General features: G+C 46.7%; 13 protein-coding genes and 1 pseudogene. 4 read left to right on the forward strand and 10 right to left on the reverse strand.

What is annotated here, in order from left to right; all coding sequences use genetic code 11:
- The 3 genes from KJS65_RS14775 to KJS65_RS14785 all read right to left on the reverse strand — a co-directional run bounded on the left by KJS65_RS14775 (position 1) and on the right by KJS65_RS14785 (position 3,566).
- Positions 1 to 1,110, reverse strand: coding sequence for an HD-GYP domain-containing protein (locus tag KJS65_RS14775; RefSeq protein ID WP_244864526.1), 1,110 nt, complete (start codon positions 1,108 to 1,110; stop codon positions 1 to 3).
- Between the two features lie 164 nt (positions 1,111 to 1,274).
- Positions 1,275 to 2,102 (reverse strand): undecaprenyl-diphosphate phosphatase, encoded by an 828-nt coding sequence (locus KJS65_RS14780; protein WP_213650450.1) that lies wholly within the window; start codon positions 2,100 to 2,102, stop codon positions 1,275 to 1,277.
- Between the two features lie 21 nt (positions 2,103 to 2,123).
- The gene (locus KJS65_RS14785; protein ID WP_213650451.1) at positions 2,124 to 3,566 is read right to left on the reverse strand and encodes a bifunctional metallophosphatase/5'-nucleotidase; all 1,443 of its coding nucleotides are present in this window, start codon (positions 3,564 to 3,566) and stop codon (positions 2,124 to 2,126) included.
- Between the two features lie 133 nt (positions 3,567 to 3,699).
- Here KJS65_RS14785 and KJS65_RS14790 point away from each other — a divergent pair, with 133 nt between their 5' ends.
- Together KJS65_RS14790 and KJS65_RS14795 are read left to right on the forward strand one after the other, a co-directional pair.
- Positions 3,700 to 4,422 carry a molybdenum cofactor biosynthesis protein MoaE gene (locus tag KJS65_RS14790; protein WP_213650831.1) on the forward strand — a complete coding sequence of 241 codons (723 nt, stop codon included), beginning with the start codon at positions 3,700 to 3,702 and terminating at the stop codon, positions 4,420 to 4,422.
- A 93-nt stretch (positions 4,423 to 4,515) separates the two neighbouring features.
- Positions 4,516 to 5,565: an HD-GYP domain-containing protein gene (locus KJS65_RS14795; RefSeq protein ID WP_213650452.1), complete on the forward strand. Its 1,050-nt coding sequence runs from the start codon at positions 4,516 to 4,518 to the stop codon at positions 5,563 to 5,565.
- A gap of 247 nt (positions 5,566 to 5,812) precedes the next feature.
- Here the strand turns inward: KJS65_RS14795 and sufB are convergent, their stop codons facing one another.
- The 6 genes from sufB to KJS65_RS14825 all read right to left on the reverse strand — a co-directional run bounded on the left by sufB (position 5,813) and on the right by KJS65_RS14825 (position 12,153).
- Positions 5,813 to 7,210, reverse strand: coding sequence for a Fe-S cluster assembly protein SufB (sufB, locus tag KJS65_RS14800; RefSeq protein WP_213650453.1), 1,398 nt, complete (start codon positions 7,208 to 7,210; stop codon positions 5,813 to 5,815).
- Positions 7,211 to 7,227: 17 nt separating this feature from the next.
- The gene (gene sufU / locus KJS65_RS14805; RefSeq protein WP_136604142.1) at positions 7,228 to 7,662 is read right to left on the reverse strand and encodes a Fe-S cluster assembly sulfur transfer protein SufU; all 435 of its coding nucleotides are present in this window, start codon (positions 7,660 to 7,662) and stop codon (positions 7,228 to 7,230) included.
- Positions 7,662 to 8,873, reverse strand: coding sequence for a cysteine desulfurase (locus tag KJS65_RS14810; RefSeq protein WP_213650454.1), 1,212 nt, complete (start codon positions 8,871 to 8,873; stop codon positions 7,662 to 7,664). Before KJS65_RS14810 ends, sufU begins: the two co-directional genes overlap by 1 nt.
- Positions 8,870 to 10,174 (reverse strand): Fe-S cluster assembly protein SufD, encoded by a 1,305-nt coding sequence (sufD, locus tag KJS65_RS14815; RefSeq protein ID WP_213650455.1) that lies wholly within the window; start codon positions 10,172 to 10,174, stop codon positions 8,870 to 8,872. The genes KJS65_RS14810 and sufD overlap by 4 nt, the downstream gene beginning before the upstream one ends.
- A gap of 23 nt (positions 10,175 to 10,197) precedes the next feature.
- Complete coding sequence (gene sufC, locus KJS65_RS14820; RefSeq protein ID WP_213650456.1) at positions 10,198 to 10,980, reverse strand: Fe-S cluster assembly ATPase SufC; 783 nt, start codon at positions 10,978 to 10,980, stop codon at positions 10,198 to 10,200.
- Between the two features lie 711 nt (positions 10,981 to 11,691).
- Positions 11,692 to 12,153, reverse strand: a complete 462-nt coding sequence (locus KJS65_RS14825; protein ID WP_213650457.1) for a Dps family protein — start codon at positions 12,151 to 12,153, stop codon at positions 11,692 to 11,694.
- 223 nt (positions 12,154 to 12,376) lie between these two features.
- Here KJS65_RS14825 and mtnK point away from each other — a divergent pair.
- Positions 12,377 to 12,514, forward strand: a pseudogene (gene mtnK / locus KJS65_RS29865) (S-methyl-5-thioribose kinase); the annotation flags it as partial.
- Positions 12,515 to 12,641: 127 nt separating this feature from the next.
- Here mtnK and KJS65_RS14830 read toward each other — a convergent pair.
- Positions 12,642 to 12,944: a YunC family protein gene (locus tag KJS65_RS14830; RefSeq protein WP_213650458.1), complete on the reverse strand. Its 303-nt coding sequence runs from the start codon at positions 12,942 to 12,944 to the stop codon at positions 12,642 to 12,644.
- Positions 12,945 to 13,160: 216 nt separating this feature from the next.
- On the opposite strand from KJS65_RS14830, the gene KJS65_RS14835 reads away from it, so the two are divergent.
- Entirely contained in the window at positions 13,161 to 13,703 is a 543-nt protein-coding gene (locus tag KJS65_RS14835; protein WP_213650459.1) for a YolD-like family protein, read from the forward strand.
- Positions 13,704 to 13,715: the final 12 nt, after the last annotated feature.

Genomic DNA, 13,715 nt, shown 5'->3' on the forward strand with positions numbered 1-13,715 from the left:
TTAGTGCTCCAAGGAAATGGGCTGTGCATCCGCTGCATCCACTTCTGTAATAATTACAGACAGCGAGCGAGCAAGGTCCATTTCATAAGGCGTATGCAAAGTTTGACCTTCCGCATCGCCGAAGATTCGAATGACAGGACGATGCGGCGTACTCCGATGGATTCTGGATACAACGCCTGTTTCGCCTGTGCTTAATTTTACGGTCAGTCCCGGCGGATAAATAACTACCCTGTCCCGGAACAACTCCAGCTTTGTTTGTTCATACAAAGTACCTGAACCCGCATACAGAACCTCAACGGCCTGATGCGGCAGCATGGCGGGTCTGTATACACGATGTGAGGTCATCGCATCATAGGAATCCGCGAGCGCTACCCACTGCGCGTACTCATGGATGTCGTTCCCTTGAATTCCACGCGGATATCCGCTCCCGTTCAGACGTTCATGATGCTGAAATGCACAGTGCGCGGCAAGAAGAGGGATGTTCGGCTCATCCTTTAATATCTTATAGCCGATATCCGTATGGGCCTGTATCATCCGAAACTCTTCATCCGTCAGCTTTTGCGGCTTGACCAGTACACGCTGCGGGATTTGTGTTTTTCCAATATCATGCAGCAGAGCCCCGAGTCCAAGCACCATCAGCTGCTCCTCCGTATATCCGTTGGCTATGCCGAGAACGAGTGTATACACGCATACATTCAGGGAATGCTTATACAAATATTGGTCCGCTGTATTCATATCCATTAGCAAAATCATGGATTCCTCCTGGGAGCTGACATCACTCAGGATGGATTCCATCACTTTGCTAAAATCTTTTCCCAGATGAAAATACCCCTTTGTCATCTTTGAAGTTTCAGACAGGCGCTGAAAATTCTTGCGAATATTCTGCAGGGCATTGCGGCGTGTTTCTTCTTGAAGCATTTCCGGAATATGTATACCTTCTGTCAACCCGTCTTCTATATAAATATAGCCGATATCCAGCTCAATGAGCCGCCGGATCAGCGTGGCTGTCAACTCAACACCATCGGCCAAAAGAATGACTCCCTCGTCACTGTATATCTTTTTGCCGATCCTCATTCCTTCCTGAAGCTTACGAACGGGTACCAAACGCAAAGCATATCCTCTCCTGCCCTGAATAACGGACTATAGGCGGCCAAGGCGCCGTTATTCGCTTTAATCTGTATACTTTAAAACCATATACCACATTGTATAATTGATGATCAGATGCCAATACCGTTATTCCATGCTAGCCTTCCTTGGCCAGGCAAAAATCGGAATTACCGCATAATGAAGAGCCAAAAAACGATGGCCAAAATGAACCGGTATACTGCAAAATGGGTAAGTCTTATTCTTTGGATCAATTTCATAAATATAATCACGACAATATAAGCAACGACGAAAGCCAAAATGAATCCAATGGCAAACAATCCCAGCGTATCACTAGTCAAGTTTTTATAAGAATCCAGCATCTCATATCCTGAAGCTGCAACCATAATTGGAATGGCAATCAAAAATGAAAAATCCGCCGATGCCTTGTAGCTTGCTCCAGACAGCATTCCGCCGGAAATGGTTGATCCTGAGCGTGAAAATCCTGGCCACAGTACGGAAAGAATTTGGTATATACCGATGAGAAAAACCTGCTTGTAGCTCAGATCATCCATGGTTTCGGCTGTAATTCTAGCTTTAGATTTATTAAACCATTCCGCAAAGATCATAAACACACCACCGGCTATCAATGCCCAAATAACAGTGCTTGCACTGAATAGGCTTTTGATAAAGTCCCTGGCGAAAAACGCAACAATGAGTGCAGGTGCGATACCAATGATGACATGCAGCAGATTCAGACGCTTGGTCGGAATGATACTGTTTGGTGCTGAATTGATCCTTTTGATACCCAATAAATCGAGTATGCGCCGCCAGTATACCAATGCGATTGCAAGAATCGCGCCTAGCTGAATGACCACCTCGAAGGTTTTCATGGTCGGATCCTGGTCATTGTAGCCAAGCAGCTTTGATGTCAGAATCATATGACCGGTTGAAGAAACCGGAATAAATTCCGTAATTCCCTCCACTATCCCTAATATGACCGCCGTAATTGTATCCATTTCTTCCTCCCCCAGGAAATTTTAATGGGATATCTCCCATCTGCACTGCTCACTTTGGTCAAGACTTCCCGGATGCTGAAGCTCCAGGCGCAGCAGATCACGCAGAAAGTCAGGCAGCATAAACTTGGGACTTTGTCCCAAAGCAATACGCTCATAGCCAATGCCAAAAGTGAACATGTCAAGCGTTCCAACCTCGTATTCTTGTTCGTCCTCCAGCGGCTCTCCCATGAATGAAATTTGGACAATCCTATCATAAGGGATACGGCCTACATCATACAAGACTTGCAAGCCATCAACCGCTAGATTTCCCAGGATTTCACCGCGGAAGCCAAAGCCCCTGATCTCACGGCTCCAGTATTCGGAGAGCAGGCTTTGCTCAAGGGAATGACGAATATCCTGCCCTTTTAGCTTGACGACACAGGCATTAATCGGTGACGGACACAACATGTGCAGCATTCCAGCTGAAATGCCTCCCTGCGGCAGCTCACCTAGAAGTTGTCCCGTGTTCACAATCGAGATATCGGTCTTCGTATATCTCCTTACGGCCTGCGCCAACAAGTTCCCAAACGGGGATTCCTCCGTATAACTCAGAGGTAGCGTTCGGTCCGTAACCGCTACGGTCTCGCTCAACGCCTCGGCGGCATGCATACGATGTCCTTCCAGTGCGCCGCTGACTATTTCATCCAGAATACTTGTATCTACGGGCATGCAGTTCCCCTCCGTGACACGGAAGCTCCCGTCAGATTGCTGCTCCATCCGTATTTTACCGACATAGCTGCCAAACTTGCCTGCTGCGCAAACCGCCGTATTGCCAATCAGAAGCGGCTCTTCAAGCAGATGATGGGTATGGCCGCCCAGGATTACATCAATGCCCTGAAGATGCTCTGCAAGCCGTTGATCGGTCGCAAGCCCGAGATGAGACAATACGATCACAATATCCACATGGGGACGAAGCTCTTCAACTTCCCGTTTGATTGCAGCTTCCGGCTCTAATGCCATAAGGCCCAGCAGCTCATAGAATGCAGCAAACGGAGCTGTAGCCCCCGTGATACCAATTTTGATCTTTCCTTTTTCGATGATCGTATGTTTCTTCATCCAATGCGGGGGAGTATCAGTAGCTTCCTCTATAATATTGCAGCATACCACCTGCGCCAGAAGCCCTGCATAAGCATTGCTCAGATCTTCAGGCGTCAGCGTTAGTCCTTCATTGTTGCCTATTGTAATCACGTCATAGCCGGTTAAATTCAAAATATCGACGTTAGCCCCGCCCATCGTACCTTCTGTTTCCATAGCCGTCCGATCCATGTGATCTCCGATATCCACCAGCAGCAGAGGACATTCACCTTCCGCATCTCGCTCGCTGGCAATCAGTGCTGCAATGGAACTCACCTTTTCAAAATGGCTGTGGATGTCATTTGTATGCAATATGGTAATGGATTTAGATTTAGGCTGGTTCCTCTGCATTGCTAAAGTCCTCCCTTTCTTCCCGGGTGCAATTGGGCCAAATCACAAGCTGGCCTCTAGGGCATAAGCATAACATTTTCAAGGCGGATATGGTATATTGAAGAGACTAACATCCATGTTCGAGGTGAAAAATATGCTTCTTCGCATTCAATTATTCGCGGGTCTTGCAGAACGTTTGCAGACATCCGTTCTTTCCTATTCGGTTCCAAAGTCTGAAATTACTGCTGATGAACTGAAAATAGCGCTGTCCATATCCTATCCGGAGGCTGCCTCGCAGATCTCCGTTTCTTTTGTAGCCGTAAATCAGGAGTATGCTCCAGGGGACTACCTTATTACGGAAAATGCAGAAATCGCCCTTATTCCTCCTGTTTCCGGAGGCGACGGACAAGCATCCGTCCATGTCCTGTCTGCGGACGGCCGCTACTGTATTACTGACCAGCCATTATCTATTGATGATGTGACGTCCAAAGTGCTGGATCCCAATCACGGAGCCACCCTCTCTTTCGTTGGTACCACTCGAGAAATGACAGGTGAACAGCGCACAGTGCATCTTGAATATGAAGCCTACATCCCCATGGCGCTTTCCCAATTAGAAGCTATCGGTAAAGATATTGATACCCGCTGGCCTGGCACCTTATGCGCGATTTCACACCGGATCGGTAAGGTGGACATTATGGAGACCAGCGTGATCATTGCGATCTCTACAGGGCACCGTGATGATTGTTATGAAGCCAGCCGGTATGCCATTGAAAAGCTGAAACAATCCGTCCCGATTTGGAAAAAGGAGATTTGGGACGATGGTTCGGAATGGAAGGGCCATCAAAAGGGGCCATGGGACCCAACTGTAAGGCTGTAGCTCTGGGAATATTGGCATTGTCAATCCATTTTTTTCTTGATATGATAGTTGATAACAGATGTCGAATTTTGAAGAAATGGAGTGACTTATTGCTTGAAAGTGCATGTCACAGACTTAAAACCAGGCGACCGACTGCTGGCCGATACTTTTAATGAACTGGGTCTTCACGTTTTGCAAAAAGGAACGGAACTGAATGAAGTAGGGATCAGAAAGCTGATGCAGCACGGTGTGGACTATGCGGACATTGAGCCTGCTGTTTATCAGCTTGAGATCACTAAGATTCACACACAGCAGCATGAGCTTTTACATAAAACCAAACCTTTCCTTGAGCAAGCCGTAGACGGATTTGAGTCCATGTATTTGGAAGCGTTAGCAACCGGCCGCTTTAATGAAACCGTGGTAGACGATATCATGGAGCCCCTGGTCGATCAATTGAAGGAACATAAAGACATTGTGTCTCTCATGCTCTGCATTGATCAGAATGATGATTATACATACAACCACTCGATGCAGGTGGGCATTCTATCCTATTACATTGCATCCTGGCTTGGATTCTCCAAAGAGGAAGCCTACGAAGCAGGCAGAGCTGGCTATCTTCACGACATCGGCAAGTGTCAAATCCCGGGGAGCCTGTTAAACAAACCAGGCAAGCTTACTCCAGAAGAGTTCGAAGAAATGAAACGACATACGATATACGGACATGACATCATCCGAGCCTCCACAATAGATTCCATCCCTGCACTGGTTGCCCTGCAGCATCATGAACGTGATGACGGCAGCGGATATCCCCATGCAATCGACAAAAAGGAAATTCATCCATTCTCACGGATTACCGCCGTGGCTGATGTATTCAGCGCGATGAGCATGAACCGCGTTTATCAGTCCAAACAGGAATTACTCACAGTCATGCGTGAACTGCACAGTATGAGCTTCGGCAAGCTGAGCGCCAATGCAACCCAGGCATTTATTCGCCACATGTTGCCTAACTTCATCGGCAAACATGTAATTCTCTCAACTGGAGAAACAGGCACCATTGTTATGACCAACCCGGCCGACTTCTTTCGTCCATTAGTCAAAACGGAAGACCGCTTTGTCGACCTGTCTTCCGAAGCAAACATTGGTATTGAGCAGATCTTTTTATAATTTTATCGTTTTCTAATGACATATCCCGGTTGATTTGACCAGATATCGATATCTTGAATGATGTGAATAAATATGGTTATAAAACACGAAACGACCGACTTCTGGTAGATATACCGGGAAGCGGTCGTTTTTTGTCGAATAAAAAACGCGTCCGTGCGACTAGTACACCGGAGTGCATGAGCCGCAACAGACACGTATTTGCAAGGTTAAGCTCTTGAAGGAATCCGGAAACCTAATATAACTAAGGTTAACCGATACTTCCTTCCATTTCGAATTTGATCAAGCGGTTCATTTCTACCGCATATTCCATCGGCAGTTCTTTCGTGAACGGCTCGATGAAGCCCATAACGATCATTTGCGTTGCTTCCGCTTCGCTCAAACCACGGCTCATGAGGTAGAACAGTTGATCCTCGGATACTTTCGAAACCGTTGCTTCGTGTTCAAGAACGATGTTGTCATTCTTGATCTCGTTGTAAGGAATGGTATCCGAAGTGGATTCATTATCAAGAATCAGCGTATCGCATTTAATGTTGGCTTTCGCGCCTTCCGCATTGCGTCCGAAGGAAGCCAGACCGCGGTATGTTACTTTACCGCCATGCTTACTGATAGATTTCGAAACGATCGTTGAAGTTGTATCTGGTGCCAGGTGGATCATTTTCGCACCGGCATCCTGATGCTGGCCTTTACCTGCAACTGCGATCGACAATACCATGCCTTTCGCGCCGCGTCCTTTGAGCAGGACCGCAGGATATTTCATGGTCAGCTTGGAGCCGATGTTACCGTCAACCCACTCCATGGTTGCATTTTCTTCGGCAACGGCACGTTTGGTCACGAGATTGTAAATGTTAGGTGCCCAGTTTTGGATCGTTGTATAACGAACGCGTGCATCCTTTTTACAAATGATCTCAACAACCGCGCTGTGCAGCGAGTTCGTGCTGTAAATCGGAGCGGTACAGCCCTCAACATAGTGAACGAAGCTGCCTTCGTCTGCAATGATGAGTGTACGTTCGAATTGTCCCATGTTCTCGGAGTTAATCCGGAAATAGGCTTGCAGCGGAATTTCGCATTTCACGCCTTTAGGAACATAGATAAAGCTTCCTCCGGACCAAACTGCACTGTTCAGAGCTGCGAATTTGTTATCGGATGGCGGAACCACCGTCGCAAAATACTCTCTCAAAATTTCAGGATGCTCTCTGAGCGCCGTGTCGGTATCCGTAAAGATAACGCCTTGGTCCTCAAGATCCTTTTGCATATTATGATATACAACTTCGGACTCGTACTGAGCAGATACACCAGCGAGGAACTTTTGCTCCGCTTCCGGAATACCAAGCTTATCAAAGGTTTCTTTGATTTCGGAAGGAACCTCTTCCCAAGTCTTACCTTGCTTCTCAGAAGGTCTTACGTAGTACTGGATATCGTTAAAGTCCAGCTCGTCGAGATCGCCGCCCCATTTAGGCATTGGCATTTTCTCGAATTGCTCCAGAGACTTCAACCGGAATTCCAACATCCATTCCGGTTCGTTTTTGATTTTGGAAATTTCGGTGACAATTTCACGGGTCAAACCTTTGCCCGTTTGGAAAACCGCTTTGTGTTCGTCGCGGAACCCGTATTTGTATTCTTCAATATCAGGAGCCTTTTTAGCCATGGGTTTGAACCTCCCTATCATTTATGATTATGCTGATCCTCGTCAATTCCTTTCCGCAGTGCATTCCACGCCAAGGTGGCGCATTTGATGCGGGCAGGGAACTTGTTAACTCCGGACAGAGCTTCAATATCCTCGTAATCGTCAAATTGGACGTCTTCACCTTGCATCAGCGAGGAGAAACGGGTTGCCATATCCTGTGCTTCCTCAACCGTCTTGCCTTTAATGGCTTCGGTCATCATTGAAGCGGAAGACATGCTGATGGAGCAGCCCTCACCAGTATATTTGGCATCCTGTACGATTCCATTATCCACCTTGAGCTGCAGCGATATCTTGTCGCCGCAGGTCGGATTGTTCAGATCCACCGTAACGGTTCCGTCTTCGAATTTACCCCGGTTGCGCGGATTTTTGTAATGATCCATAATCACGCGCCGGTACAAGTCATCAAGTTGCATTAGCCAAAATACTCCTTTGTCTGGATTAATGCGCTGATCAGACGGTCCACATCTTCTTTGGTATTATACAGATAAAAGCTTGCACGGGCCGTTGAACTTGCCTCCAGCCAGCGCATCAGCGGCTGGCAGCAGTGATGTCCCGCACGGATGGCGATGCCGCTGGCATCCAGGACGGTTGCCACATCATGCGGATGAACATCACCCAGATTAAATGTCACCAAGCCCACTTTACGCTCACGCGGTCCATAAAGCTTGAGTCCCTCAATCTCGGACAAACGGCTTACTGCATAGGAAGCCAGTTCATGCTCATGCGCTTCAATGGCATCCATTCCGATGCTTTCGAGAAAATCAATCGCAGCTCCCAGCCCGACGGCCCCCGCAATAATAGGGGTACCGCCCTCAAACTTCCATGGAAGTTCCTTCCAGGTGGAGTCGTAAAGACCTACATCGTCAATCATTTCGCCGCCAAATTCCACGGGTTCCATGGATTCAAGCAGCTCTTTTTTGCCGTACAGCACACCAATGCCGGTAGGTCCGCACATTTTATGACCTGAAAGAGCATAGAAATCGCAATCCAGATCCTGCATATCCACCTTCATGTGCGGGGTGCTTTGAGCTCCGTCAACCACCATTACGGCACCATGCCGGTGTGCGAGAGCCGCAACTTCCTTCACCGGATTGATGACACCCATAACATTGGAAACGTAAGCCATGGATACAATCTTCGTTTTGTCCGATATCACTTTCTCAACTTCAGATAAGGTAACCGAACCGTCTTCTTGTAGTTTAACATATTTGAGCACGGCACCGGTGACTTTTGCCACCTGTTGCCATGGAATGAGATTACTATGATGCTCCATTGGTGTCAGGATAATTTCATCACCTTCTGCCAGTACGGAGCGTGCGTATGACGAAGCAACCATATTCAGCGCTGTCGTCGTTCCGCGTGTAAAAATAATTTCCTTGGTACTCTTTGCATGAATGAACTTCGCCACTTTTTCGCGTGCGCCCTCATAAGCATCGGTAGCACGGCTGCCGAGCGTATGCACACCACGGTGCACGTTCGCATTATCATATTCATAATAATGGCGCAGCGCTTCAATCACGGCCAGCGGCTTCTGCGAAGTCGCAGCGCTGTCCAGATATACCAGAGGATGACCGTTGATTTCCTGCTTCAGAATCGGAAACTGCTCGCGAATGGCGTTATTCATTGTCCCAGCTTCCCTTCAATGACAGCCTGCAGTTGCTTTTGGAGGCCCTCCAGCGGGATTTGGGAAACGACAGGGGCCAAGAAGCCATAGATAATGAGTGATTCGGCAACCTCGCGGGAGATACCACGGGACATCAGGTAGTAAATCTGTTCCTGATTGACCTGACCAACCGATGCTGCGTGGCCTGCTTTTACATCATCTTCATCGATGAGCAGAATCGGGTTCGCGTCACCACGGGCTTTAGGGCTCAGCATGAGCACCTTTTCCGTTTGCTGGCCATCGGATTTCGTTGCACCCTTTTCAATCTTCGTAATACCGTTGATGATCGCCGTTGCTTCTTCGCGCATCACTGCACGGGTGATCATTTGGCTTTCTGAAGATTTACCAAAGTGGTTCGCACGAGTCGTGTAGTTCAGCTTCTGAGAGCCAGAGCCGACTGCGATAATCTTGGAATCGGAAGTCGAACCGTTTCCTTTTAGAATCGTATACGTATCGCTCATGGTGTCGCCGCTGTTCATTTCACCGACGATCCATTCCATGGATGAATCATTGTCGATTACAGCTCGGCGGTAGCTCAGATCCGTTACATTCGTTCCCATTTGGTGAATGGTTGCATAACGCACCTTCGCACCGGACTTCGCAAAAATCTCAACCGCTCCGTTATGAGTAACGGGTTTTGTGCTATCGCCGGACACGTAGTTATCTACATATGTGACAGAGCTGTTCGTGTCAGCGACGATAAGGATATGCGGGGCAAAGGTCGCCTCTTCATCGTCGGTCAGCAGTACAGCCTGCAGAGGCATCGATACTGCTACATTTTTCGGAACATAGAGGAAGATGCCTCCGTTCCAAAGTGCGGCATGCAATGCGGCAACGGAATGCTCATCCGCTGTAACTGCCGTATGCAAATGAGCTTTAACAAGCTCCTCATGCTCTTTAATGGCCGTATTCAGATCTGTGAAAATCACACCCTGCTCAGCCAGTTCAGAAGCCAGTTTGGTGTATATCACACCGGAGTTGCGCTGGATAATCAGGCTTCCGGATTCCTGATCCTTCACCAGTTCTTGAATGGAGGCAGGAACCTCCGTCAGGGATGAAATACTTCCACTCTCCTTGGAGCTTCCGTAATTTTGGATATCCCAACGCTCAATTCTCATTTTTTCGAGCTTAGGCAGTTCAAGACTTGCAGCAAGCTCCAATGCTTTGAGACGATTTTCCGTAAGCCAGGTTGGTTCTTGTCTTTGTTTGGACAATTGACTCAAGCCTTCAGCGTTAACCGGAAGAATGGTTTGTGTTGTCATAATGTTTTCCTCCTTCCGTTTTTTTACGCTTCTTGACCTACAGTCTCATCTTCAATGCCAAGCTCTTCTTTAACCCAGTCATAACCTTCTGCTTCCAGACGTTCAGCAAGCTCAGGACCACCGGATTTAACGATACGGCCCTGCATCATTACATGGACGAAGTCCGGTTTAACGTAGTTAAGCAGGCGCTGATAGTGGGTAATAATAAGGAACCCGCGATCCTCGCTACGCATTGTGTTTACGCCGTTGGCAACGATTTTGAGAGCATCGATGTCCAGACCGGAGTCGATTTCATCCAATACTACGATGTTGGGTTCAATCATCATCATTTGCAAAATTTCATTCCGTTTTTTCTCACCGCCGGAGAAGCCCTCGTTCAAATAACGGTGTGCAAATTCGGGATTCATGTCCAGTTCTTTCATTTTTGTTTCCATTTGACGAATAAAACGAATCAGGGAGATTTCCTGTCCTTCTTCGCGGCGGGCGTTGATGGCGCTACGCATAAAGTCAGAGTTTGTCACGCCCGTGATCTCGCTTGGATACTGCATAGCGAGGAATAGACCTGCGCGAGCGCGCTCGTCGACAGCCATTTCCAGAACGTCTTCTCCGTTCAACGTAACACTGCCTTCAGTTACTTCATATTTAGGATGACCCATAAGCGCTGAAGCGAGGGTACTTTTACCGGTACCGTTAGGTCCCATGATGGCGTGAATTTCTCCGCCTTTCATCTCCAAATTAATTCCTTTGAGAATTTCTTTGCCTTCAATTTCCGCCTTAAGTCCTTCAATGGTAAAGTGAGTAGCCATATACGTTATTCCCTCCGTTTTTTGATTTACCGAAATCAGAAAGTCTATTTAAACAGGGATGACCTACCCTGATTTCAAGCAATCATAATTATCAATTTAAAATAAATCTAAATTGATTCTCATTGATTATCACTAATTCTATAATAAAGTCAGGCTCATATCAACCGCCCCTGCTTGCAAGAATTTAAATAAATGAAGAAAGCAGGCTCAGCTTACGAAAAGCCGAGTCTGCTTTAATATGGGTACTCTCCTATTCCCATAACTGTCATGCTTGCTGAAACCTGCACTTTTTCGGGGATATTTGCGCATCATCCGGTACCGGCATTTCTTTTGCTCGTCACCAGCTGGCTTATTCAATATCCTTCCGTGCTTAAATATTGGCTTACGCATAGACCATATAAAGGAAATAACATTTCATTAATTTTTTTATACAGCAACCATGAAGCGGACCCTTTCAAAACCGGTGAAGGCGCTCAGCACAAAAGAATGAACTTAGAACATAAGATCACACCGTATGTATCAGGATAATGATGAGGAATGAGTCCGTATCCCTGCTTCCAGTACATGATGCCGATTCTTGCCTCGATTTTCTCGTTTAAGAAACACCGGTCATCAGATAGCAACGTTTCACACCAAAAGGCGCTCCGGAAAAAGACCGGCGCACCCGCTTTGGTGTTCCTTTTCAGCTATCCGGTAAATAAGCGCTGCTTCTTATCCCAGATAAGAGCGCAGCATCCACATATGCTTTTCAAGATCATTTTTAATTTTAATGAACAAATCTCCTGTTGGATGATCTCCTGCTTCCTCCGCCAGATGAATGCCTTCATGCATTTCCTCAGAGACGGTTGCAAAGTCCTCGATCAGGGTTTGTACCATCTTACGCGCATCTTCCTTACCGGAAGCTTCTTGAATGGTAGCCAGTTCCAGATATTCCTTCATCGTTGCGGCAGGACTGCCTTTAATGGTGAGAAGGCGTTCAGCTACTTCATCCATTTTCAGGGTGATATCATCATAGAGCTCTTCAAATTTCACATGCAGCGTGAAGAAATGCTCCCCTTTTACATACCAGTGGAAGTTATGGATTTTCACGTAAAGTACATTCAAGTTTGCAACTTGCTGGTTCAATATTTGTTCGAGTGTTGTTGTTTTGGATTTAGATGTTGTTTTAGCCATTGTTTAATCCCTTCCTTTTCTCTAATAGTAAGAACTGGCCATCTGTAGACCGTTCTGAAATTATGCATTAAGTGGCTTCAATCAGCGGTCTTAACCGCCTCAGGGGCTCTGTTTATATTTTACCCTGTACACCTTGGTACGAAACAAAAACGCATCCCAATCTTCATGGAAATCCATACATGTGACATCAGAGTGAATAACTTCAACCTGTTAGCGGTATAATCCCGGTCGTTTTCCGGCAGATGCAAAGCTGAAGGATCAGGAAATTGGCGATTGCAATCTGAATTTAGTATTCCATATTGCAGAACACAGCTGCAGTGATAAAAGTATCATTGTCAAACAAGCTCAGCCTTATTCGAAAGCTTCGCTTTTCATCATTCCAAGACGCGGTTCTATGATTCAACTAGAAGAAACCCAGTCCCTGCAGGGACTGGGTTGTTAGGTTTTGTTGAAAACGCAGGCTCAATCATATGTCCATCTGGAGCCAATTACAGCATTTTAAGAAGTGCTTCATATCCGGGCATTCCCGGGGTGATTCCAAGAACGGCTGCTTCCATAGTTACAGATTCGAGCGGCGCCTCCAGCAGTTCCTTCAGTGTCTTTACACCTACCGCCCTGCCGGCAATAATTTTACGGTCGCCCAGGCGGTCATTCAAAAGTCCTACATCAAGTGCCCCGCACATGATATACCCACGCGAGGTACTGATTGTCAGTAATGTAGTCTTGGGCAGCTTCACCTCCACTCCGACAAGCGTATGTTCTCCAACCGGAATGGGCTCCATAGTCACCATAGGCTCACACCTCCCTCTTTGGATAAAGTGTTCTGAATATGTGTATTCCTGCTAGGGGCTCAGCGTGTATGCAACGAGGGATAAAAATAGAACCTTTTTCTAGGAATAAAGTTATGCTTCACTCCGACATTAGGACTATCCAGCATTACATGTTCATGATATGATTTATAAAGTTCAAGACTTATTTTTTTGCACATGGTATAGGCTGGGGGATTTATGGAAAACAAACAATCTAATGAAGATTCTGGATATTTATTCAATGTAGATATTCTGGTTAAAAGCCGCTCGAACGCACTCGCTCTGCAGGCTATAATTGAAATGCTAAATGAAAATGAAAATATCGCTGATTTCCGGATTAAATCAGGAATGGAACTTGGACAGCTTATCGAGTCCATGCTGCAGGTTAAAAGGAAATCTCTAATTAACAAATCGGGCGCTTCTACGGTAACGCCATCGCCTTTATCTGATTATAGAACTAAACTGAAGGCAAAGACTGAACAACCGGCCGCAAGCACCAGCTCCCCCGCTGAGAAAAAGATTAACACCACTGAATACAGCTCCCAGCTGCATGAATGGATCACGGACTGCATTCATGATAACCGGCTAATCCGTTTGACAGCAAACCGCGGCGGACAACCATCCAGCATGCCCTGTCGTATTTTGAATTTTGACGAAATCAATCAGCTGCTGAACGTTTATCATGTGGATGAGAAGCAGGTATATTCATTCAAGCTTAATGAAATCATTGAAGTCGTTTAATACGATCAAAGC

This window comes from Paenibacillus sp. J23TS9 (genome assembly GCF_018403225.1).
Lineage (GTDB): Bacteria > Bacillota > Bacilli > Paenibacillales > Paenibacillaceae > Paenibacillus_AQ.

Bases quoted from the DNA above. Each gene is read 5' to 3' on its own strand.
- KJS65_RS14780 (WP_213650450.1), bottom strand. From the start codon at position 2,102: ATGGATACAATTACGGCGGTCATATTAGGGATAGTGGAGGGAATTACG.
- KJS65_RS14785 (WP_213650451.1), bottom strand. From the start codon at position 3,566: ATGCAGAGGAACCAGCCTAAATCTAAATCCATTACCATATTGCATACA.
- KJS65_RS14790 (WP_213650831.1), top strand. From the start codon at position 3,700: ATGCTTCTTCGCATTCAATTATTCGCGGGTCTTGCAGAACGTTTGCAG.
- sufB (WP_213650453.1), bottom strand. From the start codon at position 7,210: ATGGCTAAAAAGGCTCCTGATATTGAAGAATACAAATACGGGTTCCGC.
- sufU (WP_136604142.1), bottom strand. From the start codon at position 7,662: ATGCAACTTGATGACTTGTACCGGCGCGTGATTATGGATCATTACAAA.
- KJS65_RS14810 (WP_213650454.1), bottom strand. From the start codon at position 8,873: ATGAATAACGCCATTCGCGAGCAGTTTCCGATTCTGAAGCAGGAAATC.
- sufD (WP_213650455.1), bottom strand. From the start codon at position 10,174: ATGACAACACAAACCATTCTTCCGGTTAACGCTGAAGGCTTGAGTCAA.
- sufC (WP_213650456.1), bottom strand. From the start codon at position 10,980: ATGGCTACTCACTTTACCATTGAAGGACTTAAGGCGGAAATTGAAGGC.
- KJS65_RS14825 (WP_213650457.1), bottom strand. From the start codon at position 12,153: ATGGCTAAAACAACATCTAAATCCAAAACAACAACACTCGAACAAATA.
- KJS65_RS14830 (WP_213650458.1), bottom strand. From the start codon at position 12,944: ATGGTGACTATGGAGCCCATTCCGGTTGGAGAACATACGCTTGTCGGA.
- KJS65_RS14835 (WP_213650459.1), top strand. From the start codon at position 13,161: ATGGAAAACAAACAATCTAATGAAGATTCTGGATATTTATTCAATGTA.